Origin of the sequence: Mycobacterium sp. E183, from assembly GCF_001667735.1 — a bacterium.
GTDB lineage: Bacteria > Actinomycetota > Actinomycetes > Mycobacteriales > Mycobacteriaceae > Mycobacterium.
Map to the genome: position 1 here is coordinate 14993 of NZ_LZJN01000037.1, position 24707 is coordinate 39699.

Here is a 24707-nt window from a genome sequence, read left to right on the forward strand (position 1 = left end):
AAGTCACCGAGGCCTTCGGGGCGTCTTGGATGTGAAACCTACCTGCGCGTGAATTGCTTTGCTGGTCAACGGCCGCCAGAAGCCACTTTGGCTACTACTTTTAAGTCTTGGCCTTACCGACGGCGTTTCAGTACTCTAATACCCTTTGAGTTCTATCGGGCTGACAGGGTTTGAACCTGCGTCACTGCTGCCGAAGCCCCCCCGCGACGAGCCTCACGCTCGCGGACCATAGGACCATAGGTAGGCATGGCGCTAGACAGGTCACACCGTCAGACTAGACGGCTTACAGCGGCTCTCAGGCGTTTGTTTTCGAAAAGCCTGGCACGCGATGCGCTTGCATTCCCTGAAACACATCTCGCCTTATGGCACTTACGGTTTGGGGCAGCAGACTCGAAATCCGATACCTGAGCACTGAGTCATTTGTCTCAGTGGTCGTTCGCTGAACATGCCCGTAACACACTGGCCCCCAACGGTATTGACACGCACTGGTAGATTAGCTTCGTCAACTAAAAACCCTACCGGGTCACAGCGGTCCTGTGTCGTGAAAGGACCGCATGATGAGAGAGTTCCTCAGCCTCGACAACGCAGCCAATGAACTTGGCGTATCCAAACGCACGGTGCGGCGCATGATTTCGAGCGGACAGCTGCCGGCGTACCGGATCGGCAACAGCACACTGGTGCGCGTCAAGCGGTCAGACGTGCTCAACGTCATCAAACCCGTTGTGCCCAGCGGAAGAGTGGGCTGACTGATGAGCAGAAGTAATGTCAACATGCCAGCAGCGCGTGGCCGAATTCCAGGCTTATTCCACGAAGATATCCGAGTCGAATTCTACGTCTTCGACCGCAGCGCCGAACTCGACGTGCCCGATAATGATATTGACCTATGCCTAGCACACTCAGGTGATGTCGTGCGACTAAGCCCGAGTCAGGCGAAGCGTCTGGCGCACAGCCTAATTAAGGCAGCGGACCTGACGACCGGTATGGATCTCCACCGTTGCAGGCTCTCCACTAAGCCGATCCCTTGACTCGCTTGATTTTGCTGTCGGCGACCACCTTGTCCAACTCTTCCAGCTTCTTTTGCATGGCCTTTTTGTGCTCTTCTGTGGTCGCTGGGTTTTTGAGAGCCTCGTTGATTGTCTTGCGTGCGTCGTTGATAGCTGACTCAACACGTCTCCGCTGCCCCCACGACAGGATTAGATCAATCAATTCGCCGAACATGATCCCAATTAGAGGAGCGCCGTACAGCAGGAGGAAACCTGGCCACGTATTGGTGCCGAGGTGCTGCGCAAAGGCGATGAGGGCAGTTCCACCGCCGCCGCCCCCGACACCAGCCGTGACCTTGCTACCGGCGTTCTGCAAAGCCACGTTTCACTCGCTCGCCGCCGGATCTCCGGCCCCGTCGCCACGATGGGGCCTCTTGGGCACTACCTGTGCTTCGGCGCTGAGATTTCCCCGGGCGCTGAGGTCTGCGGCGATCTGGATGATCTCTTCGGCGTCTTGAAGCTTGTTGGGGTCTAACCTGACAGTCGCATCTCCCCGCCGAATGACGATCTCGGTTTTAGCATTCCTGCTAAGGAACCAACTGGTCATCGCCTTCACCAGTGCTGAAACAGCCACGGTGCCACCTACGATGGCCGCCGCCAATTCGATGTTCGCCACCTGTTCAGGATAGGCGGACCTGGCCTCCCGCCGCGCGGGCCGGGGTCGGGGTCGGCACCGATGATCACCAGCCAGAACAGGAGGCTGTCAGGCGGGTGCCAACCGGTGACACGCCTGGGCAAACGGGGAAATTCACAGGTTCCGGCCAGGCCGCCCACCAGCGAATGGAAAACCATAGGATGCGGGAGGGATGCAGGCAACCCACGACGGCACTAAACCATACCCTGAGCTGCTGTTATGGTGGTGGCAGGTACAGGATTCGAACCTGTGAAGCTTTCGCGACGGATTTACAGTCCGCTCCCATTGGCCGCTCGGGCAACCTGCCGCCAGACAGGTTACAACGAGGGGGTAGACAAAGCACAAACGGCCATCACCGGATGAAGGGACGGATCGAATGGCGGACTCATCGTTCGACATTGTCAGCAAAGTCGAGCGCCAGGAGGTCGACAACGCGCTCAACCAGGCCGCCAAGGAGCTGGCCACTCGCTTCGACTTCCGCGGAACCGACACCACGATCGCGTGGAAGGGCGAAGAGGCAATCGAGCTGACGTCGTCCACCGAAGAACGCGTCAAGGCGGCTGTCGACGTCTTCAAGGAGAAGCTGATCCGCCGCGACATCTCGATGAAGGCGTTCGACGCCGGTGAACCGCAGTCCTCCGGCAAGACCTACAAGGTCAGCGGCACCATCAAGCAGGGCATCAGCAGCGAGAACGCCAAGAAGATCACCAAGCTGATCCGCGACGAGGGCCCCAAGAGCGTCAAGACGCAGATCCAGGGCGACGAGATCCGCGTCACCAGCAAGAAGCGCGACGACCTGCAGGCCGTCCAGGCGCTGCTCAAGCAGGCCGACCTGGACGTCGCGCTGCAGTTCGTGAACTACCGGTAGCCCACGGCCGTAAGCGAGGTTCTCAATGGCGATGACCCCTACCGAGGCCGACTACTCCGACGTCATCATCGTCGGTGCCGGCATCTCCGGCATAGATGCGGCCTACCGGATCACCGAGCGCAACCCCCAGCTGACCTACACCATCCTGGAGCGGCGCGCGCAGATCGGCGGCACGTGGGACCTGTTCCGCTACCCCGGGGTGCGCTCGGACAGCAGCATTTTCACGCTGTCGTTCCCGTTCGAGCCGTGGACCCGTAAGGAGGGCGTGGCCGACGGTGTGCACATCCGCGAGTACCTGGCCGCCACGGCGCACAAATACGGGATCGATCGCCACATCCGATTCGACAGTCATGTCCGCTCAGCCGACTGGGATTCGTCCACCGACACCTGGACGGTCACCGTCGAGCAGGACGGCGCGCCGAAGCGCTACCGCGGCCGGTTCCTCTTCTTCGGCAGCGGCTACTACAACTACGACGAGGGGTACACCCCCGACTTCCCGGGCATCGAAACGTTCGGCGGGACCGTGGTGCATCCCCAGCACTGGCCGGAGGACCTCGATTACACCGGCAAGAAGGTCGTGGTGATCGGCAGCGGGGCCACCGCGGTCACCCTGCTGCCGTCGCTGTCGGATCGGGCCGCGAAGGTCACCATGCTGCAGCGCTCGCCCACCTATCTGATCTCGGCGTCGAAATACGGCAGGGTCGCCGCCGTCGCGCGGAAGGTGCTGCCGCGCAAGCCCGCCCATCTGGTTGTCCGGATGTACAGCGCGCTGACCGAGGCGGTGTTCTTCGCGTTGTCCCGCAAGGCTCCCGGGTTGGTGCGGTGGCTGCTGCGGCGCAAGGCGGTCGCCAGCCTGCCCCCCGGCTACGACGTCGACACCCACTTCAAACCGCGGTACGACCCGTGGGACCAGCGGATGTGCCTGATCCCCGACGCCGACCTGTACGGGGCCATCAGCGCCGGCCGCGCCGAGGTGGTCACCGACCACATCGACCATTTCGACGCGACGGGCATCGCGCTCGAATCCGGTGGGCACCTCGACGCCGACATCATCGTCACCGCCACCGGGTTGCAGCTGCAGGCCTTGGGCGGCACCGCGATCAGCCTGGACGGCAACGAGATCAAGACCAACGACCGCTTCGTCTACAAGGCACACATGCTCGAGGACGTGCCCAACCTGTTCTGGTGCGTCGGCTACACCAACGCATCGTGGACGCTGCGCGCGGACATCACCGCCCGGGCGACGGCAAAGCTGCTGGCGCACATGGCCGCCCACGGCTACACGCACGCCTACCCGCACCGCGGCAACGAGCCGATGACCGAGAAGCCCTCGTGGGACATCAACGCCGGCTACGTGCTGCGCTCGGTGCACGCGCTGCCGAAGTCGGGAACCAGGCGGCCGTGGAACGTGCGGCAGAACTACCTGGCCGACGCCATCGATTACCGGTTCGACCGCATCGAGGAGGCGATGGTGTTCGGCCGGGCGTCCGACCGGGCACTCGCCGGGTGAACTGCTTCTAAATCTTCGATGTCGGCAATACGCTGATCGCCATGGCAGCAGAGATGCGTGAACCCAAGGTCGTTGTCCTCGGTGGCGGTTCCTGGGGGACCACGGTTGCCTCCATCTGCGCGCGACGAGGACCGACGCTGCAGTGGGTGCGCTCGGAGGAGACCGCGAAGGACATCAACGAAAACCACCGCAACAGCCGCTACCTCGGCGACGAGGCGGTGCTGAGCGACACCCTGCGCGCCACCACCGACTTCGCCGAGGCGGCCAACTGCGCCGACGTCGTGGTCATGGGCGTGCCCTCACACGGGTTCCGCGGGGTGCTGACCGAGCTGGCGAAGGAACTGCGGCCCTGGGTACCGGTGGTGTCCCTGGTCAAGGGGCTCGAGCAGGGCACCAACATGCGGATGTCGCAGATCATCGAGGAGGTCCTGCCCGGTCATCCGGCCGGCATCCTGGCGGGGCCCAACATCGCCCGCGAGGTCGGCGAGGGTTACGCCGCCGCGGCGGTGCTGGCCATGCCCGACCAGCACCTGGCGACCCGGCTTTCCGGGCTGTTCCGCACCCGGCGTTTCCGGGTGTACACCACCGACGACGTCATCGGGGTGGAGATGGCCGGGGCGCTGAAGAACGTCTATGCCATCTCGGTGGGAATGGGCTACTCGCTGGGCATCGGTGAGAACACCCGCGCGCTGGTGATCGCGCGCGCGCTGCGGGAGATGACCAAGCTCGGCGTGGCCCTGGGCGGCAACCCCGAGACCTTCCCGGGCCTGGCCGGCCTGGGTGACCTGATCGTCACCTGCACCAGCCAGCGCAGCCGCAACCGCCACGTCGGTGAACAACTCGGCGCGGGCAAGCCGATCGACGAGATCATCGCCTCGATGAACCAGGTCGCCGAAGGCGTCAAGGCCGCCAGCGTGATCATGGAATTCGCCAATGAGTTCGGCCTGAACATGCCGATCGCCCGCGAGGTCGACGCGGTGATCAACCACGGTGCGACGGTCGAGGACGCCTACCGCGGCCTGATGGTCGAGGTACCCGGGCACGAGGTGCACGGCTCGGGCTTCTGACGGGCCGTCCGACACCGGTCGAATTCAAATCTTTGCATTCCATATGGGCCGGGCCCGTCCGCTTGACCCTCGGTTCGCCAGCAAAATACCGTCGATGCAGCAGCCAGGGATTCCCGGCCGTGCCAGTGTGGGTCCGGCCGGGTCGTAACCGTTTGTGCGCCAAGAGTTTACGCCGACGTAATACAGCGCCATATGGGGCGGACATCGGAACATCCCCCGCAAACATCTAACGAGGGAAGCGACCGATGCAACACATCGAACAGCTCGGCAACCAACCTCACGACCAGACCGCCAGCCCGCGCAAAGACCGCGTGCGGTCGATCATCCGGCACGACCTCCCTTCGTCGCTCGTCGTTTTCCTGGTCGCGCTCCCGTTGTCCCTGGGGATCGCGATCGCATCCAACGCCCCGGTGCTGGCCGGCCTGATCGCCGCCATCGTCGGCGGCATCGTGGTCGGCGCCATCGGCGGGTCGCCGCTACAGGTCAGCGGCCCAGCGGCCGGGCTGACGGTGGTGGTAGCCGACTTGGTATCCGACTTCGGTTGGGGCGTAACGTGTTTCATCACCGTGGCCGCCGGCGCCCTGCAGGTGCTGTTGGGGCTCAGCCGCGTCGCGCGGGCGGCGCTGGCGATCTCGCCGGTGGTCGTGCACGCCATGCTGGCCGGCATCGGCATCACGATCGCGCTGCAACAGGCGCACGTTCTGCTGGGCGGAAAATCCAAGAGCACGGCCTGGCACAACGTCATCGAGCTGCCGGGGCAGATCATCGGCGCGCACCGGCCGGGGGTCATCTTGGGCGCATTGGTGATCGCCATCCTCGTCTGCTGGCGGTGGGTTCCCACCAAGTTGCGCCGCGTTCCCGGCCCGTTGGTCGCGATCGTGGTCGTGACGGTGGTGTCGGTCGTCTTTCCGTTCCACGTGCGCCGCATCGACCTCGAGGGCTCGCCGTTGGACGCGTTGCAGCTGCCCGACATTCCGCACGACGGCTGGGGCGCGGTCGCGATCGGCGTGATCACCGTCGCGCTCATCGCCAGCGTCGAAAGCCTGCTGTCGGCGGTGTCGGTCGACCGGATGCACAACGGGCCACGCACCGACTTCGACCGGGAATTGGTCGGGCAGGGCGCCGCCAACATGGTGTCGGGCACGATCGGCGGGCTGCCGGTCACCGGCGTCATCGTCCGCAGCTCGACCAACGTCAACGCGGGCGCCAAGTCGCGCGCCTCGGCGTTCCTGCACGGCGTGTGGATCCTGCTGTTCACCATCCCGTTCGCCGGGCTGGTCGACGAAATCCCCACCGCCGCGCTCGCCGGGCTGCTCATCGTCATCGGCATCCAGTTGCTCAAGCCGGCCCATATCGAAACCGCGATGAAGCACGGCGATCTCGCCGTGTACGTCGTGACCGCCGTCAGTGTGGTGTTCCTCAACCTGCTGCACGGGGTGATGATCGGCCTCGCGCTGGCCATCGCGCTGACCGGTTGGCGGGTGATTCGGGCCAAGGTCGACGCCACGTCCGTCGACGGCGACTGGCAGGTGCAGATCGAGGGCGCCGCGTGCACGTTCCTGGCGCTCCCGCGACTCACCCGGGTCCTGGCCTCGATTCCCACCGGAACCGTTGTCACCGTGGATGTTTCGGTGCACTACCTGGACCACGCGGCGCATCAGACGATCAGCGACTGGCAGCGCCAGCACGAAGCCAACGGCGGCACGGTGAACATCCGCGGGAGGTTCGAGACCGGCCATGCCGCTGGCAAAAATGCGAGTGAGGTCGTCGAGCCCGAAAGGCCCGAGGCCGCTGCCTGATTGGCGTGCTCAATCCCACCCGGAAAGCCCGAAGGTGCCGCTCGGCGCCCTCCCGCTGAGCTTCTGGACGATCCACTAATTCATCGGCACACCCTGCTCGGTGGCCTCCAGCGCGAGGCGGGCATGCAACTCCGGCGAGGTTCTCACCAGGAATCGCCCGCCGTAGTGGCGCCGCGACAGCGGTTCGGGAACTTCGTCGCCGCAGGCGCGCAGGACCTCCACATGCTCGGTGACGGCGTCCTCGATGGCGGCCACCGCTTGGGGCGCGGTGGGCGCTTGGCGCCTCAGGTACGGCAATTCGACGCATACGCCAAGGTATTCGTCGTAGTCGGGCAACCACTGCGCTCGGTAGGTGTAGTGGTCCACGCGCAATGTGATAGCACGGGTGATATCAAATCCGGGAGTCACTCATCCCCAGGGACGGGCCTCTCCGCACCATATGGCTCTCGCCGGATTTGATAGCGCGGGCGATATCAAATCCCGCGACGGACTCATGCTCGGCTAGCCGCGCGCCATCGCCTCCAGCCGGCGGATGCGGTCCTCGATCGGCGGGTGCGTCGAGAACAGCGACCCGATCCGCTCGCCCGCGCGGAACGGGTTGGCGATCATCAGGTGGGCCTGGCTGGCCAGCTGCGGCTCCGGCGGCAGCGGGGCCGCCTGGACGCCGCCCGAGATCTTGCGCAGCGCCGACGCCAAGGCCAGGGGGTCGCCCGTCAGCACCGCACCCGATTCATCCGCCTGGTACTCGCGCGACCGCGACACCGCCAGCCGCACCACGGTGGCGGCGATCGGACCCAGCAGCGAAACCAACAGCAGCGCAAAGGGATTGCCCTCGTCGTCGCGGTTGCCGCCGAAGAACATCGCCATGTAGGACAGGGCGGTGATGATCGACGCCATCGCTCCGGCGATGCAGGAGATGAGGATGTCGCGGTTGTAGACGTGGGACAGCTCGTGCCCCAGGACCGCCCGCAGCTCGCGTTCGCTGAGGATTCCCAAAATGCCGGTGGTGCAACACACGGCGGCGTTGCGCGGGTTACGGCCGGTCGCGAACGCGTTGGGCGCGTTGGTGTCGCTGATGTACAGCCGGGGCATCGGCTGGTGCGCGGCGGTGGCGAGTTCGCGCACGATCCGGTACATCGCCGGCGCCTGCAGCTCGGACACCGGCTGCGCGTGCATCGCCCGCAGCGCCAGCTTGTCGCTGTTGTAGTAGGTGTAGACGTTCATGCCGATGGCGAACAGCACCGACAGGAACATCGCGGTCCTGCCGAACAGCGAGCCCACGAACACGATCAACGCGGACATACCGACCAACAGGGCGAAGGTCTTCAGCCTGTTGGCATGGGGATGCCAGGTCATCGGGTCCTCCTTGGAGCGTCGACTATCGCTCATTGAACGCCTGAAAAGGCGCCAAAGGTTCCCTCGACGCGCTAACCGTGCCGGCTGATGGTGTAGTCGACCAGCGTCTGCAGCGCCTGCCGGCCGGGGACATCGGGCAGCAGGGCCAGCTCGTCGCGCGCCTGCCCCGCGTATTCGGCCAGCGTCTGCTTGGCCTTGGCCATCCCGGGGGACGCCCGCAACAGCGCCAGCGCCTCGGCCACCGCCGCGTCGTCGTCGATGGGCCCGGCCAGCAGCTCACGCAGCCGCACCGCGTCGGCCCCGGGTTCGCGCAGCGCGTAGAGCATCGGCAGCGTGTGCACGCCCTCACGCACGTCGGTGCCGGGCAGCTTGCCGGACTCATGCGAGTCGCTGTCGATGTCGATGATGTCGTCGGAGATCTGGAAGGCGGTGCCCACGATGCCGCCGAGCCGGCTGAGCCGCTCGACCTGCTCGGCGTCGGCGCCGGAGAACATGGCGCCGAACCGGCCCGCCGCGGCGATCAGGCAGGCGGTCTTCTCGTACACCACCTTCAGGTAGTGCTCGATCGGATCGGCCCCCTCGGCCGGGCCCGTCAGGCCGCGCGTCTCCCGCATCTGCCCGGTCACCAGCTGGGCGAACGTCTCGGCGATCAGGCGCACCGCCTCGGGTCCGAGCCGCGACACCAGCCGCGACGCCGTGGCGAACAGGTAGTCCCCCGCCAGGATCGCGACGTTGTTCCCCCAGCGGACGTTCGCGGTGGGCGCGCCCCGGCGCACCTCCGCCTCGTCCATCACGTCGTCGTGATAGAGGGTGGCCAGGTGCACCAGCTCGATGACCGAGCCGGCGATCGTCACCTCGTGCGCGTCGGGGTTCGGCCCGATCTGGGCGGACAGGACGGTGAACAACGGCCGGAATCGCTTGCCGCCGGCCTTGAATAGGTGGGTCAGCGAGTCGGTCATCACGTCGTCGGCGCTGCGCAGCTCGGTGTCCATGAGCCGTTCGATCCGCCCGACGCCGTCGCGCACCGTGGCGGCGAAGGCGGGGTCGCCGAAGTCGATGCCCGCCACCACCGTCGCCGGAGTACTCACCCGACCAACATACTGGTGAGCGTGGAGACCAAAGCCGACCTGGTGGTCGTGGGCGCCGGACCCGCGGGTTCGGCGGCGGCCGCGTGGGCCGCGCGCGCGGGCCACGACGTGCTGGTCATCGACTCCGCCAGCTTCCCCCGGGACAAGGCGTGCGGTGATGGGCTGACGCCGCGCGCGGTCGCCGAGTGCGAGCGCCTCGGGCTGGGCGACTGGCTGGACACCCGCATCCGGCATCGCGGCCTGCGGATGAGCGGTTTCGGCGGCGAGGTCCAGGTCGACTGGCCGGGCCCGTCGTTTCCGTCGACCGGTAGCGCCGTGGCCCGACTCGAGTTGGACGACCGGATCCGCAAGGTCGCCGAGGATTCCGGCGCGCGAATGATGTTGGGAACGAAAGCCGTTGCGGTGCATCATGACTCGTCGAGGCGGGTGGCATCGCTGACCTTGGCCGACGGCACGGAGGTGGCTTGCCGGCAGCTGATCGTAGCCGACGGGGCCCGCTCTTCGCTGGGTCGCAAACTAGGCCGGCGTTGGCACCAGGAGACGGTGTACGGCGTCGCCGCCCGCGGGTATCTGGCCACCCCGCGCGCCGACGACCCGTGGCTGACGTCGCACCTGGAGCTTCGTTCGCCGGACGGCGCGGTGCTACCCGGCTACGGCTGGATCTTCCCGCTCGGCAATGGCGAGGTGAACATCGGCGTCGGGGCCTTGTCGACGTCGAAACGGCCGGCCGACCTGGCGCTGCGCCCGCTGATCGACTACTACACCGACCTGCGGCGCGACGAATGGGGCTTCGAAGGCCCGCCGCGGGCGGTGGCGTCGGCGCTCCTGCCGATGGGCGGCGCGGTGTCCGGGGTGGCCGGGCCCAACTGGATGCTGATCGGCGACGCCGCGGCCTGCGTCAACCCGTTGAACGGGGAGGGCATCGACTACGGGATGGAGACGGGACGGTTGGCCGCCGAGCTGCTGGACTGCCGCGAACTGTCTCAAGACCTGTCGCGGGTGTGGCCGTCGCTGCTGCAGCAGCACTACGGCCGGGGCTTCTCGGTCGCGCGCCGGCTGGCGCTGTTGCTGACCTTTCAGCGCTTCCTGCCCGCGACCGGACCGATCGCGATGCGCTCGCCGCGGCTGATGACGATCGCCGTGCGGGTGATGGCCAACCTGGTCACCGACGACGACGCGGACTGGGTCGCGCGGGCCTGGCGGGGCGGCGGCCGGCTGTCGCGGCTGATCGATCGCCGGGTGCCGTTCACCTGAGCCGACTGACCTGCGCAAACGGTCATCCGGCCGGATCGGGGCAGTGGACATTTTTCCGCGCGCTTCAGATGAGCGGTGTATAGTCCGGCTAATGAAGGGAACGAAGCTGGCTACTATCGGCGGCCTGGCCGCCGCCGCCATCGCGCTGGCCGCGCCGGCGCTGGCCTCGCCGCCGCCGTCGAACGATTACGACGCCCCGTTCAAGAACACCGTCAACGGCTTCGGTATCTACCAGCCGCAGGACCAGCTCGCGTGGCTGGGCAAGATCACCTGCGACCGGATCGGCCGGGGCGTGGACGGCGACCCGTACAAGTCGGCCAACTTCATCCAGCACAACCTGCCGCGCGGCACCACCCAGGGCCAGGCGTTCCAGTTCCTCGGGGCCGCTGTGGACCACTACTGCCCCGACCAGGTCGGCTTCGTTCAGCGGGCCGGCACCCACTAGCCCGTTTTCAGCGCAGCGGCTTGTAGGCCGCATGCAGCGCCACGATGCCGCCGGTCAGGTTGCGCCACCGCACCGCCGCCCATCCGGCCCGCGAAATCTCGTGCGCCAATTTGGTCTGGTCCGGCCACGCCCTGATCGACTCCGCGAGGTAGACGTAGGCGTCGGGATTGCTGGACACCGCGCGGGCCACCCGCGGCAGCGCCCGCATCAGGTACTCCTTGTAGACGGTGGCGAACAGCCCGTTGGTCGGCGTGGAGAATTCGCACACCACCAACCGGCCCCCCGGGCGAGTGACGCGGGCCATCTCGCGCAGCGCCGCCTGCGGGTCGACGACGTTGCGCAACCCGAAACTGATTGTGACCGCGTCGAATACGTCGTCCCCAAACGGCAGCCGGGTGGCGTCGGCGGCGACCTTCGGGACGTTGCGCGCGGCACCCGCGGCGAGCATCCCGACCGAGAAGTCGGCCGCCACGCACCATGCCCCGGATTTCCTGAGCTCGACAGTGGACACCGCGGTGCCGGCGGCCAGGTCCAACACCTTCTGGTCGGGTCCGATCGCCAGTGCCGACCGGGTGGCGGCCCGCCAATACCGGTCCTGCCCCAGCGACAGCACGGTGTTGGTCAGGTCGTAGCGGCGGGCGACGCCGTCGAACATCGACGCGACGTCCCGGGGGTCCTTGTCCAACGCCGCACGACTCACGAGGGAAACGCTACCGTCCGGGAATTACGCGGTGACGGCGGCGTTGCAACACTGCGTGACTGAAAAAGTTTGGTTTATCACCGGTACATCGCGAGGCTTCGGGCGCGCGTGGGCGATCGCGGCGCTCGAGCGCGGCGACAAGGTCGCCGCCACCGCCCGCAACACGGCATCGCTCGACGACCTGGCCGAGAAGTACGGCGACGCGCTGTTGCCGATCCGATTGGACGTCACCGATCGGGACGCCGACTTCGCCGCGGTCAAGCAGGCGCACGACCACTTCTGGCGGCTGGACATCGTGGTCAACAACGCCGGTTACGGGCAGTTCGGGTTCGTCGAGGAGTTGTCCGAACAAGACGCACGGGATCAGATCGAGACCAACGTCTTTGGGGCGCTGTGGATCACCCAGGCGGCGTTGCCGTACCTGCGCGACCAGCGCAGCGGCCACATCATTCAGGTGTCCTCGATCGGGGGCATCACCGCTTTCCCATTGGTCGGCATGTACCACGCGTCCAAGTGGGCCCTGGAAGGCTTTTCGCAGGCGCTGGCCCAAGAGGTCGCCCCGTTCGGTGTGCACGTCACGTTGATCGAGCCGGGCGGCTTCGACACCGACTGGGCCGGGGATTCGGCCAGGCACGCCGATCCGCTGCCGGCGTACGACGATGTTCGTGCCGCCGTGCAGGCCGAGCGCAGCAAGCGCTGGGCCAGCCCGGGCAGTCCGGAGGCGTCCGCCACGGCGCTGCTGAAGGTGGTCGACGCCGAAAAGCCGCCGCTGCGAGTCTTTTTCGGCGCTTCACCGCTGGCGACGGCCAAGGCCGACTACGAGAGCCGGCTGCGCACCTGGGAGGAATGGCAGCCGGTCGCCGAGTTGGCCCAGGGGTAGCGAGCCGCGGACGTCGGCGCCTACCAGTGAGGTAGTCGATTACGCATGTCGGCAGCCCGGTGCGGACCCATAATTGTGGGCATCTGCGAGGAAAGGCGGTCCGATGTCCGCACCCCAGTCCGCGCCGGTGGCAACCAGCGACGTGTGCATCGTCGGCGCCGGCATCGCCGGGTTGAATGCCTCGTTCGCCGCCAGCCGATACCTATCGCGTGAGCAGACGGTGGTCCTGATCGACCGCCGTAGACGCGTCGGCGGCATGTGGGTCGACGTCTACCCCTATGTCCGCCTGCACCAGCCGCACCCCATGTTCACGGCGGGCAACATCGAGTGGACGCTCGCCAAGGAGCGCAGTTATCTGGCGACCAAGGGCGAGGTGCTCGCCCACTTCGAGCACTGCGTCGACGTGATCAGGCAGCGGGTCGGAGTCGAGGAGTATCTCGGCTGGGACTTCGAGGCCGCAGAAGAGACGAACGGCATCGTGCGGGTCACCTGCAGGGCCCCCGACGGGCGGCAGCTCGTCGTCGAGACCACGCGTTTGATCAAGGCCTTCGGCCTCGGGATCACCCCGAACGAACCGCTGGCCATCTCGAGCAAGCGCGTCCATTCGGTGTCGCCCGACTACTGCGACGTGCGGGCCGGCGACATCAGGGAGAGCGACGCGCCCGTGTGGGTCGTCGGCGGCGGAAAAACCGCGATGGACACCGCGCACGCGCTGATCACGAGCTACCCCGGCCGCGAGGTCAACATGGTCGCCGGCCGCGGCACGTTCTTCTCCTGCCGCGACGACCTGCTGCCGAGCGGCGCCCGGCGCTGGTGGGCGGGCACGCCGCCGAGCGCGGTCGCCACCCAGTTGAGTCACCGGTACGACGGCACGAACGAATCAGAGGTGCAGGCTTGGTATCGCGCCACGCACGGCACCTTCCTGACCCCCCAGGCGGACAACTTCGTGTTGGGAGTGTTGTCCGAGGCCGAGAACCGCACGATCTCCGCCGGGCTGAACGACGTCGTGATGGACTATTTCGAGGATGCGGTCGATCGCAACGGCACGACCGAGTTGGTGTTCCGGAGCGGATCGACGAAGACGATCGAACCGGGTAGCTGGATAATCAACTGCACCGGATACGTCAAGTTCCCAGACGAATACCCGTATGAGCCGTACGTTTCACCCAGCGGCGCAGTCGTTTCCATCAATGTGCGGTCGGCCATGCTGCACTTGCCTGCGTTCATGGGGTACTTCCTGGGCCACCTGATGTTCCTGGGCAAGCTCACGGATATTCCGCTCTACGAAATAGATTGGATGAATCTGAGGCAGAAGGCGCCGCTGGCGTTTCCCTACGTGCTCTTCGCCCTCGTTCAGCACAATCTCAGCCTGATCTACGACGACGTCCCCCGTCGCGTATTCACCGACAACAACCTCGATTTCGATAAGTGGTACCCGTTGCCGCGACGGGTGCCGGGCATGGCGCGGTTCATGCTCACGCACCGCCGGGAGTGCGAGCGCCAACGCCGGGTTCTCGACACGGTGCGGGAGCGTCTCGAAATCCGTTGCGGCCCGCTCAGCGGGTAAGGCACATACCGGGGGAACGGCTTCCGTCATCCGGCACCGCCACTCCCGGCGCACGGGCGCGACCGGCTTCACACCGCCTGGTGAGCCCAACCACTTCGCGAAAGTACCGGTACCGCAAGACAGGTAGTCGACTACGCGTGTGGGGTGGTCTAGCGCAAACAAGACTTGGTGGCGAAACCACTCAACCGACGCCCTTGGGGAGCACCACCATGACACTCACGGTTGACACGTCGGCCTGCCCGAGCGTCTTCGATGCCGGCCTGCCGACGATTGATTACGAGCACTGCCAGAGCCCCGAAGAGGCTCACCTGATTCTCCACGAGGCGCGCCGCCGGGCACCGATTGCGATCGGCCCGCATGGGCCGGAAGTGCTGACCTACGAACTGGTCCGAAGTGTGCTGCGCGACCCGCGCTTCCGCGTGCCCCAGGGGATGTTCCTTGCCTCCCAGGGCATCACGACCGGCCCATTGTGGGAGCGCGTCGCCACCAACCTGATCAGCCTCGACGGGGCCGAGCACCACCGGCTGCGCCGCCTGGTGTCCAAGGCGTTCACACCGCGCGCCACCGCGCGGCTGGGCGCAACGATCGACGGGGTGATCAACGGACTGCTGGACCACCACACCGCAATTGGGCGCTGCGACGTGGTCGCCGACATCGCCCGGCAATACCCGATCCCGATCATCTGTGCGCTGTTGGGCGCCCCGGCCGAAGATTGGAAGCTGTTCTCCGAGTGGACCGACGACATCTTCAAGGCCTTCAGCTGGGAGGTCGCCGCTCATCAGAACAACATCTTGGCCGCATGGGACGAGCTCGACGCCTACATCGACGACATGGTCGCGCAGCGACGCCACCGGCTGACCGACGACCTCATCTCCGACCTGATCCGCGCCGAGGACGACGGCGACCACCTGAGCGCCGACGAGCTACGCATGCTGGCCGCGGGCCTGCTGATGGCCGGCACCGACACCACCCGCAACCAGCTGGCCGCCTCCGTGCACGTGCTGTGCGACCGTCCCGGGCAGTGGCGGTTGCTGGGCGAGCACCCAGAAGTCGCGAACAGTGCGGTTGAAGAGACGATGCGGCATTCGCCCATCGCCGCCGCGACGTTGCGCATCGCTCTCGAGGACGTCGAAGTCGCCGGGGTGGTGATCCCCGCGGGCACCGTGGTCATCGCAAACACCGCCGCAGCCAACCGCGACCCCGCCGTCTACGACGACCCCGACCGACTCGACATCACCCGAGTGGGGGCCCCGCCGATTCAGACGTTCGGCGCCGGCATGCACTACTGCCTGGGCGCGAACCTGGCCCGACTCGAGCTCGCCGAAGCCCTGGCGACCATGGCGCGGCGCATGCCCGACGCGCGCCGCACCGGACCCGCGCCGTGGAAGCCGCTGACCGGGCTGAGCGGACCCGCCACGCTGCCAGTCGAATTCACGCCCGAGATCGATGTCGCCGCGACTAGCGCACGGTGCGGATGACGAAGGCGTCGATGTTCTCGTCGTAATCGACCGATTCGTCCACGAAGAGTTCGCCCACCGGGTGACCGTCCTTGGCGACGGCAATGAAGGTCGATTCCTCGGGGTTGTACGTCACCGCGCCTTCAACGAACATCGCCGCGACCTCGTGCCCGTCGGCCCCGAACACGACGAGCTTCAATCCTCCGGCATCCTTGACGTATTCCGCTGCCTCAGCACGCGTCGTGACCATCCTTGCGAGTCCTTTCTCTGTTGCCGAGCCGTCAGGGCGTGGGCTGGGAAACCCTTGTCTGTACGAGGAATTCGTGTAGGACATCCGCCATCCGCGCCCGCACCGGTGCGCCCGAGATGACCACGTCGACCATCGGCACCGATAGGTGGGTGTGACCGCGGGCGCCGACATGCTCGGTCGGCACCCCCGCCGCCTGCAGCGCGGCGGCGTAGGCCTCGCCGACATCGCGCAGGGGATCGAACTCGGCGGTCACCACGAGGGCCGGCGGCAGCCCGGACAGGTCGGCGGCATTCAAGGGGGCGAATCGGGGGTCTTCTCGATCCGCAGCGTCGATGTAATGGTCGTAGCACCACCGAAGTAGCGGCGTCGTCAGACCGTAGCCATCGGCGTTCTCGGTGAACGACGCGCGCGTCATCTCGCCGGACGTCAAGGGCGTCAACAACACCTGGCCCACGATGGTCGGGCCGCCCATGTCCCTCGCCAGCCGGCACACCACCGCCGCGAGTCCCCCGCCCGCGCTCCAGCCGCACACCGCCAACCGACCCGGGATGCCGCCGAGCGCCTCGGCGTTGTCGGCGACCCACCGCACCGCGGCCATCGCGTCATCGACGGCCGCAGGAAAGCGGTTCTCGGGCGAATGGCGGTAGTCAGCTGAGACCACCATGGCGCCGCTCCGCACGCAAAGATCCCGGCACAGCGGATCATCCGCGACGGCGTCGCCGAGAACGTAGCCGCCGCCATGGAAATACACGACCACCGGATGCGGACCCGGGGTGGCAGGCCGATAAAGCCGGTACGCCAAATCGCTGGCGGGGCCGGGCAGCACGCCGTCGACGATCTCGCCGACATCCGGTCCCGGCGGCCGCGCCATCGACATCTGCGCGTACAACGCGCGAGCCTCCTGGACGCCCATCGATTCCATCGGCGGCAGATTCAGCGCCGCCACCTCGTTGAGGACCATCTCGACGTCCGGCTGCAACCGGCGCACCACTCCGTCGTTGCAGCGTGAGCCGGCGGGGCCAGATCTCCTGTAGCCCAGGTAATCGCGGGCGACCACCTCGTCGCAGCCGGCACGGTAGAAGTCGAAGCCCGCGCAGTACGGCAGGAAAACCCGGGATTTGCCGGGCACATTGGCGCCCATGTACCACGAGTTCGCCTGGGGGTAGAGGGTGATGTCGGCGCAGTCGTTGACGTGCTGCATCCACCCGGCCTCCGCCAGTTCGGTGGGCTCGATGACCTCGAAGCCGTCCGCGCTCAGTTGGCCGAGGCAGTCGAGCACCCAATCCGCATGCTGTTCGATCGACACGACCATGTTGGTCAACACCGAGGGGCTGCCGGGACCGGTGATGAAGAACAAGTTGGGAAAACCGGCCGTGGTCAAGCCGAGGTAGGTCCGCGGTCCGTCGGCCCATTTGCCCTTGAGCGCCAGACCATTACGGCCCCTGATGTCGACCGCCGTGATCGCGCCCGTCACCGCATCGAAACCGGTCGCGAAGACGATCGCATCGAAAGCGAACGACTCGCCGGTGGTGTCGATCCCCGTCGCCGTGATTTCCCGGATGGGATGTTTGCGGACGTTGACCAGGCGCACGTGCGGCAGGTTGTAGGTGGCGTAGTAGTTCGTGTCCAGGCACGGCCGTTTCGTCGCCAGCGGGTGATCAGTGGGGCAGAGTTCGGCGGCGGTGTCGGGATCGTCGACGATCGAGCGGATCTTGTTGCGGAAGAACTCGGCATATTCGTGATTGGCGGCGGGATTGCTCAGCACGTCGGCGAAGACGTTGATGGCCTCGAACAGCAAGCCGTCAGCCCAGGCGCGCTCGTAGCGGCGTTGGCGTTCGGCCTCCGAAACGCCGAAGGTGGGAGTGATGTCGCGCTCCATCGGGATGCCGCCGAACGAAAGCTTCGCGGCCGCACGGTATTCCGCCTCATTCGTCAGTTGCGCGACCTTCGAGGGCGGCACCGGACCATTGTGCGCCGGGATCGAGAAGTTCGGCGTCCGCTGGAACACCACCAGCTGCGCCGCCTCCCGTGCGATCACCGGAATCGATTGCACCCCGGAGGAACCCGTGCCGATGACGGCCACCCGCTTGCCGGTGAAATCGACCGGCTCGTGCGGCCAGGCGCTGGTGAAGTAGATTTCGCCGGCGAACCGCTCGAGCCCCCGGACCTCGGCCTGCTTGGGCATGGACAGGCAGCCGGTGGCCATCACGACGAAACGACTGGTGAGTTCGTCCCCGCGGTCGGTGCCCACCCGCCATAGCGAGGCATCGTCGTCCCAGCCTGCGCGCTGCACCCGCGTCGAGAAGGTGAGGTGGCGGCGCAGGTCGTGCTTGTCCGCGACGTGATTGAGATAGCGCAGGATCTCCGGCTGGGTGGCGTACTTCTCCGACCACCGCCAGTCGCGGTGCCAGTCGGGATCAAAGCTGTACATGTAGTCGACGCTGGGCACGTCAACCCGGGCGCCCGGGTAGCGGTTCCAGTACCACGTGCCGCCGAGGTCGTCGCCCGCCTCGAAGACGCGGAACCGGTATCCGGCGCGGCTTAGCCGGTAGGCGAGGTACAGGCCCGCGATACCCGCGCCCACCACGACGACGTCGACGTCCGGCAGCGGCCGGTCTGTGCTGGCTGCATGGGTCATCGTCTGATGATCCCGCCGCGCCCACCGGCTGTCTTGAGTACGGCGATACTCGATTTGCTGACGACCGGCCGCGGCCCGGCATGCCCGGGCCTTACCAAATGGGTAGGAAACCCTTCCCTTCCGAGAGAAGAAAGTGGCCCCCACGGTAATTACCTGATCGCCGATAATCCCCGAGCATTTCGGTCATGACTTCCACGACCACACTGCCGAACCGCAGCATCCTCAGCGACGCAGACCTCGCCCGGGCCGCGGCGGCCGGTGATCGCGCGGCGCTGGCCGATATCTACCACCGCTACGCGGGCCCACTGCACGCCTACTGCGTCGGCATGCTGCGTGATCGCCACGCCGCCTCGGACTGCGTGCAGGATGTCTTCTGCACCGCCACCACACAGTTGCCGAAGCTGCGTGACGCGGACAAGCTGAGGCCGTGGCTCTACGCCATCGCCCGCCGCAGCGCGCTGCGGGCCTTGTCCGAACGCCGCCGCGAGGCCGCCTGCGACGAGCTGCCCGACGATGCGGCGACCGATCCCGGGCCGTTCACGCTGACCGCCCAGAACGAACTCCGTCAACTGATCAACCAGGCGGCCGACGGATTGTGCGAGCGCGACCGGCGGGTGCTGGAGCTTGCCTACCGCCACGGCGCGACCGGAACCGAGCTCGCGCAAGCGTTGGGCATCAGCTACGACTCCACCAAGAAGGTCCTGCAGCGGCTGCGCGACACCATCGAACGCTCACTGGGCGCCCTGTTGGTGGCCCGCCGCGCGACCCAACACGGCTGCCCGCGGCTCGCCGCGGACCTGACCGGCTGGGACCATCAATTCACCGTCCTGATGCGGAAACGCATTGCGCGCCACATCGAGTCGTGCCCCACATGCGACGGGTACCGCCGCAGCGCCCTCAATGCCGTTGCCCTGCTTGGCGGCGGGGTACTCGACGAGCTGGCCAAGCCACACGGCGGGTAACGAAATATCCGCGGGCTCACTTCTGCTGGGTGCGACGGTCACGCAGCATGGAGCGGTTGACGGCCCCGAGCCGGATGGCCGCGTTGGCCAGCCGGACCCGGCGATCCCCCTCGGCCGTGATGCCGAACTTGTCGTACAGGTGCTGCAGGTGTTGCTTGACGGCCGCCTCCGTGACGAAGAGTTCCTGGGCCATCCGGCGGACCGATGCGGGCTCGGGGAACGGGTCGTCGGCGACGAACGGGCGGCACAGAACCTTGAGGACATCGAGTTCGCGCGCGGTCATGCGGGGCGGCCGCAGGATGGACTTGCCGGTTTCGGTCTCTTGGTCGCCCGGCGCTTCGCCAGCCCCTTTTGTCATCCAGAACACCAACCGCGAACTGCCGAGCCGCAATTCGTCTCCCGACCGCAGGATCCGTTCCGCCGCGATCCTTTCCCCGTTGACGTAGGTGCCGTTGCGGCTTCCCAAATCACGCACGGACCAGGCTTGCCCGAAATTCTCCAGGACGGCGTGTACCCGCGACACGGTCGGGTCGTGCTCCAACGACACCGCGTTGGTCAAGGACTTGCCGAGGGTCACCCGTTCACCACTGAGCGCGACCAGCTCCCGCCCCGACGGCTTCCACACTTCCAAATGGGACGACATATCGACGCCTCCTATCACGGCCCATTCTGACCCCGCGGCGCAAAGAATGGCCGGAGAACGGTCCGCTGAGCCGAAAATCGCGTGCTCGGCTGCCGAGATTCCCCCGGTATTCGGGTCCACGACGCCCGGTTGCGGTTGGACCGTGGTGACGCATCACCGGTAGCCGTTTTCCCTGCCGGCGAGAAGCCATAGGATCTACGAGCATGCGTCGCCGCATCCCTAACCCGACTTCGTGATGGCAATCACCAATGTTGAGCTCAGCTTCCTGCTGGAGGCGTCGCGCCGCGGGCTGCTTCCTCAGCAAGGCCGCCTCCTGGAATTCGGCGAAGCCGAGACCATGATCGATGTGGTGCAGGCGATCCCGCTCCTTCTCGCCGAAGGGCCACGGCGCGACGCGTTGCTGGCCGAGACGCCGCCGGACGGTGTGGCCCAGGTCTACGCCGACGCCAAGCGAATCTACCGAGCCCTGTTCGACTTCCGCAGCTACAACGCCATCGACCTGCTCCCACCCAATCACTACCGTCTGCAGCAGGATCTCAACCTGCCCTTCGACCTTGGGACAAGGTTCGACGTCTGCATCAACAACGGCACGACCGAGCACGTCTTCAATCAGGCCAATTGCTTCAAGGCGATTCATGATCACACCGCCCCGGGGGGCGTGATGATCCACTGGACGCCGTGCCTGGGATGGGTCGACCATGGCCTTTACAACATCCAGCCGGGGTTCTTCCACGACCTGGCCGCCGCGAACGGCTACGAGGTCCTGCTCGCCGTGCTGTCGAGCGACAGCATGATGATGCCGATCATCCCAGGCCAGATCACTTCCGAGTTGGTTGCCGCCAATCCGGGCATCCGAGACAGTCTCGCGTGCGCCGTGCTGCGCAAGACGACGGATGAACCCTTCCGCTTTCCCCTGCAGGGGGTCTATTCCTTTCTCAAGGAACTGGCGGCTGTGGGGGATCCGCAACGTATTACGCATCTGCTGGCGGCGCGCTCCGGCCAGGCACCAGAGCAACCACACACGGGGCGACCCGACAACCCGATCCAGGATCCCCCGCCCGGGCACGACCACTGACGTCAGCGCCTGGGGTTGGTCCCGCGGGCGGACCGTTAGTTCACTGGCCCTGCGCGTAGCGCTTGGCGAACATCCGCCTGCGGGAGAACGGCGACAGCACCGCCTCGTAGTGACCGAGCAGCTCGTCACAGATGACCGGCCAACTGCGGCCGAGCACGCTGCGCCGGGCGGCCAATGCGTAGCGGTGGCGTTCGTCGATCAAATGGGTGACGGCCTCAGGCAACCTCGCCTCGAATTCGTCGACGCCCAGTAACAAACCGGTGCGCCACGGCGTGACGAGGTCGCGTGGGCCGCCGGCGTCGGGGGCGATCACCGGCAACCCCGACGCCAGCGCTTCCTGCACGACTTGGCAAAACGTCTCATGCTCGCCGGGATGCACGAAGACATCCATGCTGGCGTACGCCACGGCGAGTTCGTCGCCGTACAGCGCGCCGGTGAAAACCGCTGTCGGCATTGCCTTTTGCAGTTTGCCGCGGTCGACGCCGTCGCCGACGATGACGAGTTGCACGTCGTCGCGCGCCGCCAGCGGGATCAGCCGCTCCACGTGCTTCTCCGGGGCCAACCGGCCCACAAAGCCGACGATCGGCTTGCCCCGCGGTGACCATCGGCGCCGGAGCGCCTCGTCGCGCCCCGACGGGGCGAACCGCAGCACGTCGACGCCGCGCGCCCAGCGATGCACGCGCGGGAAGCGGTGCTCTACAAGCGATTCCATCGTCACGGTGGACGGCGCCAGGGTTCGGTCGGCGAGGCTGTGCAGATGCCGGAACCAGGCCCACGCGACCCGCTGCGTCATCGGGATGCCATAGCTCGCAGCGAAACCCGGTACGTCCGTTTGATATACGGCGACGGTCGGCACCCCCAGCCAGCGCGCCGCCTTGACGCCGCCGTAACCCAGTAAGGCCGGCGAGGCCAAATGCACTACGTCCGGGTCGAATCCGCGCAGCACGCTCACCATCCGGGGCATCGGCACGCCGAGTGGCAACGTGGTGACCTTCGGAAACATCCGCGAGGGAACCCGATGCACGCGGATCCCGTCGTGGACGCGATCCGCCGGGGTCACGCCCGGTGGGGTGTCCGGGGCGATGACGAGGGCTTCGTGACCGGTCCGGCGCAGATGCTCGAGTACCCGGAGCACCGAGTTGCTGACACCATTGACTTCCGGCAGGAACGATTCGGCGACGATTGCAACGCGCACACCACTACGGTGTCAGCGCCGGCTGTCGCGAAGGTTGCCTGCGGGCATACGTCGCGCGAAATCTGCTGGTCGGACGCTTCCAACCCCGGCTATGCCGGTGCCGCCGCGGCCTCGTCGCGGCGATCGAGCAGCTTGTCCAGCACCGCCAGCCCGATCAGGAGGGCCGTCGCGGCCAGCCAGCACACCACGGCGATGGAGCCGGCCGGGATGATGGCCAGCCCGGCATTGCGGTGCTGCACCCGAACCAGATTGGGATCATTCTTGTTGTACTCGACGTAGATACGCATGCCCGTGGCCAGATGCGACGGGTACAGCACGCCGAGCTCCGGGCGGTAGGTGACCCGCTCGGGTGTGACGAATTCGATGGTGGAGCGGCGCGGCCCGGCGCTGAGCACCTCGGCCTGCGCCACCCCCATGTTGTGTCGAATCGCAAGGTCATCGCGCCAGGCGCCGGCCACCAGCAAGACCGACTGCAGGGTGACCAAGCCGGTCACGATGAGCACCGTCACGCGGGCCCAGCGCAGTGCGATCCGGGGCCTGGTGTTGGGCGGCTTGTCACTGCGACCGTGAATCAATATGTGCAGCAATGCCTTTGGGTCGATCAAAGGGCCGCCTTGATGGCGGCGTGCAGCTGCCGAAGCGACGACCGGTCGGCCTTGACCTCCAGCACCCGCATACCGGGCGCGGGTTCGTCGAGCGCCGCGCCGAGCTGGTCGACCTCGATCTGCCGGCTCTCGACGTGGTAGGCGCGGCACAGCGCACCCACGTCGACGTCGTGCGGCGTCCCGAAGATCCGCGACGACACGTCGGAGAATCGCGGGTCGCCCTGCTCGAGCAACTCGAAGATGCCACCGCCGTTGTCATTGGAGACCACGATGGTCAACTGCCGCGGGGTCGGCTCGGTGGGCCCGATCAGCAGCCCGGAGCTGTCGTGGACGAACGTCAGGTCGCCGATCAGCGCGACGGTGCGGCCCTCGTAGGCGAGCGCGGCCCCGATCGCGGTGGACACCGTGCCGTCGATACCTGCCACCCCGCGGTTGGAGCGGACGCGGATGCCGTGGGTGTCCAGGCCGACCAGGGCGGCGTCGCGGACCGGGTTGGACGCCCCCAGCACCAGCTGGTCACCCGGCCGAAGGGCGTCGGCGACGGCCGCCGCCACGTGCAAGCCGGTGGTCAGCGGGTGCGCCTTTAGCTGGTTGCGCACCGCGTCGTTGGCGTGCCGGTTGACCTCCGCGCAGCGCTTCAACCAGGCCGCACTCGGCGTGCCGGTGGTGACCGCTCGCGTCCCGGTGGCCTGCGAGTTGCCCGAGACGTCGGGCCAGCGCGGTCCGGTGGTCAACGCGTACACCGGCACCTGCGGATCGGCCAGCAGCGCCGACACCGGCCGGTGCAGGGTGGGCCGCCCGAGCATGATCACCTGCTTCGGGCGCAGCAGCGGCAGGGCCAGCGGGTGCAGCGGGTTTTCCGGTGCCGGTGCCGTCGATTCGGCGACGGTCGGCAACTGCGCGAGGTTGGGGTGCACGCCCGCGCCGTGCCCGGCGATCACGACGGTGTCGGGCGACAGGTCGATGTCCAGCGGCTGGTCGAACGTGACCGGCGGCGTGTAGGTCCACGGCCGCCCGCCGGGCCGCCCCTGCGGCACGGCGGCGCCCCGGGGTTCGGGATCGGGCACCAGGGGCTCGCGCAGCGGGATGTCGAACTGCACCGGGCCGGCGTTGGCGGTGCGGGATCCCGTCGCGGCCGCCAGGACCCGGCAGGTGGCCGATCGCCACGTCGCGTTGAAGGACTCCAGCCGCTCGGGTGCGTCCTCGGCCAGGCCCAGGCTGATAGCGGCGCGGACCTGGGTGCCGAAGTAACCCAGCTGCTCCATGGTCTGGTTGGCCCCGGTGCCCAGCATCTCGTAGGGCCGGTTGGCCGACAGCACGATCAGCGGCACCCGCGCGTAGTTGGCCTCCACCACGGCCGGCCCCAGGTTGGCAACGGCGGTGCCCGACGTCATCGCGACACACACCGGGGCGCCGGCGGCGATCGCCAGCCCGATGGCCAGGTAGCCGGCGGTGCGCTCGTCGATGCGGACGTGCAGCCGGATCCGGCCGGCGCGGTCGGCGTCGTGCAGCGCGAAGGCCAGCGGCGCGTTGCGCGACCCGGGGCACAGCACCACGTCGCGGACGCCGCCGCGAATCAGCTCGTCAACGACGACGCGGGCCTGAGTCGTCGAGGGGTTCACTCCTACAGCCTGTCACAGCCCGCCGACCGGGGGCCGAACGTGGAGTTGG

General features: G+C 67.0%; 24 protein-coding genes and 1 tRNA gene. 12 read left to right on the plus strand and 13 right to left on the minus strand.

Features of this window, described 5'->3' with window-relative positions:
* Window positions 1-557 precede the first annotated feature (557 nt).
* On the plus strand, window positions 558-746 hold the full coding sequence (locus tag A5691_RS03630; RefSeq protein ID WP_156675665.1) for an excisionase family DNA-binding protein: 189 nt from the start codon (window positions 558-560) through the stop codon (window positions 744-746).
* A gap of 262 nt (window positions 747-1008) precedes the next feature.
* Here the strand turns inward: A5691_RS03630 and A5691_RS03635 are convergent, their stop codons facing one another.
* From A5691_RS03635 to A5691_RS03645, 3 genes are all read right to left on the minus strand, one after another.
* Entirely contained in the window at window positions 1009-1365 is a 357-nt protein-coding gene (locus A5691_RS03635) for a hypothetical protein (RefSeq protein WP_068017700.1), read from the minus strand.
* Window positions 1366-1368: 3 nt separating this feature from the next.
* Window positions 1369-1734 carry a hypothetical protein gene (locus A5691_RS03640; RefSeq protein WP_255392566.1) on the minus strand — a complete coding sequence of 122 codons (366 nt, stop codon included), beginning with the start codon at window positions 1732-1734 and terminating at the stop codon, window positions 1369-1371.
* A gap of 166 nt (window positions 1735-1900) precedes the next feature.
* Window positions 1901-1984 (minus strand) — tRNA-Tyr (locus A5691_RS03645).
* Window positions 1985-2053: 69 nt separating this feature from the next.
* Here A5691_RS03645 and A5691_RS03650 point away from each other — a divergent pair.
* The 4 genes from A5691_RS03650 to A5691_RS03665 all read left to right on the plus strand — a co-directional run bounded on the left by A5691_RS03650 (window position 2054) and on the right by A5691_RS03665 (window position 6921).
* Entirely contained in the window at window positions 2054-2545 is a 492-nt protein-coding gene (locus A5691_RS03650; RefSeq protein WP_068017706.1) for a YajQ family cyclic di-GMP-binding protein, read from the plus strand.
* 25 nt (window positions 2546-2570) lie between these two features.
* Entirely contained in the window at window positions 2571-4055 is a 1485-nt protein-coding gene (locus A5691_RS03655; protein WP_068017709.1) for an NAD(P)/FAD-dependent oxidoreductase, read from the plus strand.
* Window positions 4056-4096: 41 nt separating this feature from the next.
* Window positions 4097-5122, plus strand: coding sequence for an NAD(P)H-dependent glycerol-3-phosphate dehydrogenase (locus A5691_RS03660; RefSeq protein ID WP_067749252.1), 1026 nt, complete (start codon window positions 4097-4099; stop codon window positions 5120-5122).
* Window positions 5123-5367: 245 nt separating this feature from the next.
* On the plus strand, window positions 5368-6921 hold the full coding sequence (locus tag A5691_RS03665) for a SulP family inorganic anion transporter (RefSeq protein ID WP_068017712.1): 1554 nt from the start codon (window positions 5368-5370) through the stop codon (window positions 6919-6921).
* A 75-nt stretch (window positions 6922-6996) separates the two neighbouring features.
* Here A5691_RS03665 and A5691_RS03670 read toward each other — a convergent pair whose 3' ends face one another.
* The 3 genes from A5691_RS03670 to grcC1 all read right to left on the minus strand — a co-directional run bounded on the left by A5691_RS03670 (window position 6997) and on the right by grcC1 (window position 9365).
* On the minus strand, window positions 6997-7287 hold the full coding sequence (locus A5691_RS03670) for a toxin-antitoxin system HicB family antitoxin (RefSeq protein ID WP_068017714.1): 291 nt from the start codon (window positions 7285-7287) through the stop codon (window positions 6997-6999).
* 135 nt (window positions 7288-7422) lie between these two features.
* Window positions 7423-8277 carry a zinc metalloprotease HtpX gene (gene htpX, locus A5691_RS03675; RefSeq protein WP_067749241.1) on the minus strand — a complete coding sequence of 285 codons (855 nt, stop codon included), beginning with the start codon at window positions 8275-8277 and terminating at the stop codon, window positions 7423-7425.
* 71 nt (window positions 8278-8348) lie between these two features.
* Entirely contained in the window at window positions 8349-9365 is a 1017-nt protein-coding gene (gene grcC1 / locus A5691_RS03680) for a nonaprenyl/(2E,6E)-farnesyl/geranylgeranyl diphosphat synthase (RefSeq protein ID WP_067749238.1), read from the minus strand.
* Window positions 9366-9380: 15 nt separating this feature from the next.
* On the opposite strand from grcC1, the gene menJ reads away from it, so the two are divergent.
* Together menJ and A5691_RS03690 are read left to right on the plus strand one after the other, a co-directional pair.
* Entirely contained in the window at window positions 9381-10619 is a 1239-nt protein-coding gene (gene menJ, locus A5691_RS03685; protein ID WP_197498994.1) for a menaquinone reductase, read from the plus strand.
* Window positions 10620-10710: 91 nt separating this feature from the next.
* On the plus strand, window positions 10711-11064 hold the full coding sequence (locus A5691_RS03690) for a DUF732 domain-containing protein (RefSeq protein ID WP_067213104.1): 354 nt from the start codon (window positions 10711-10713) through the stop codon (window positions 11062-11064).
* Window positions 11065-11071: 7 nt separating this feature from the next.
* Here A5691_RS03690 and A5691_RS03695 read toward each other — a convergent pair whose 3' ends face one another.
* On the minus strand, window positions 11072-11764 hold the full coding sequence (locus A5691_RS03695; protein WP_067749232.1) for a demethylmenaquinone methyltransferase: 693 nt from the start codon (window positions 11762-11764) through the stop codon (window positions 11072-11074).
* 55 nt (window positions 11765-11819) lie between these two features.
* Between A5691_RS03695 and A5691_RS03700 the strand changes: the two genes are divergently transcribed.
* From A5691_RS03700 to A5691_RS03710, 3 genes are all read left to right on the plus strand, one after another.
* Window positions 11820-12644 (plus strand): SDR family oxidoreductase, encoded by an 825-nt coding sequence (locus A5691_RS03700; RefSeq protein ID WP_068017761.1) that lies wholly within the window; start codon window positions 11820-11822, stop codon window positions 12642-12644.
* A 103-nt stretch (window positions 12645-12747) separates the two neighbouring features.
* Window positions 12748-14211: an FAD-dependent oxidoreductase gene (locus tag A5691_RS03705; protein ID WP_068017718.1), complete on the plus strand. Its 1464-nt coding sequence runs from the start codon at window positions 12748-12750 to the stop codon at window positions 14209-14211.
* Window positions 14212-14420: 209 nt separating this feature from the next.
* Complete coding sequence (locus A5691_RS03710) at window positions 14421-15689, plus strand: cytochrome P450 (RefSeq protein ID WP_068017720.1); 1269 nt, start codon at window positions 14421-14423, stop codon at window positions 15687-15689.
* Here A5691_RS03710 and A5691_RS03715 read toward each other — a convergent pair.
* Window positions 15670-15918, minus strand: a complete 249-nt coding sequence (locus A5691_RS03715) for a hypothetical protein (protein WP_068017724.1) — start codon at window positions 15916-15918, stop codon at window positions 15670-15672. The two genes, A5691_RS03710 and A5691_RS03715, sit on opposite strands and share 20 nt — an antisense overlap.
* A 31-nt stretch (window positions 15919-15949) precedes the next feature.
* A complete protein-coding gene (locus tag A5691_RS03720; protein WP_068017727.1) occupies window positions 15950-18556 on the minus strand; it encodes an FAD-dependent oxidoreductase in 2607 nt (868 codons plus the stop codon).
* A gap of 185 nt (window positions 18557-18741) precedes the next feature.
* On the opposite strand from A5691_RS03720, the gene A5691_RS03725 reads away from it, so the two are divergent.
* Entirely contained in the window at window positions 18742-19518 is a 777-nt protein-coding gene (locus A5691_RS03725) for an RNA polymerase sigma factor (protein WP_068017730.1), read from the plus strand.
* 16 nt (window positions 19519-19534) lie between these two features.
* On the opposite strand, the gene A5691_RS03730 is transcribed toward A5691_RS03725, so the two are convergent.
* Window positions 19535-20161, minus strand: a complete 627-nt coding sequence (locus tag A5691_RS03730) for an FHA domain-containing protein (protein WP_067749221.1) — start codon at window positions 20159-20161, stop codon at window positions 19535-19537.
* Window positions 20162-20393: 232 nt separating this feature from the next.
* Between A5691_RS03730 and A5691_RS03735 the strand changes: the two genes are divergently transcribed.
* The gene (locus A5691_RS03735; RefSeq protein ID WP_156669911.1) at window positions 20394-21236 is read left to right on the plus strand and encodes a class I SAM-dependent methyltransferase; all 843 of its coding nucleotides are present in this window, start codon (window positions 20394-20396) and stop codon (window positions 21234-21236) included.
* Window positions 21237-21276: 40 nt separating this feature from the next.
* On the opposite strand, the gene A5691_RS03740 is transcribed toward A5691_RS03735, so the two are convergent.
* The 3 genes from A5691_RS03740 to menD form a co-directional block, all read right to left on the minus strand.
* Window positions 21277-22431, minus strand: a complete 1155-nt coding sequence (locus A5691_RS03740) for a glycosyltransferase family 1 protein (protein ID WP_067749215.1) — start codon at window positions 22429-22431, stop codon at window positions 21277-21279.
* An 89-nt stretch (window positions 22432-22520) separates the two neighbouring features.
* The gene (locus tag A5691_RS03745) at window positions 22521-23036 is read right to left on the minus strand and encodes a DUF3592 domain-containing protein (RefSeq protein WP_068017732.1); all 516 of its coding nucleotides are present in this window, start codon (window positions 23034-23036) and stop codon (window positions 22521-22523) included.
* A complete protein-coding gene (menD, locus tag A5691_RS03750) occupies window positions 23033-24658 on the minus strand; it encodes a 2-succinyl-5-enolpyruvyl-6-hydroxy-3-cyclohexene-1-carboxylic-acid synthase (RefSeq protein WP_068017734.1) in 1626 nt (541 codons plus the stop codon). Before menD ends, A5691_RS03745 begins: the two co-directional genes overlap by 4 nt.
* Between the last annotated feature and the right edge of the window lie 49 nt (window positions 24659-24707).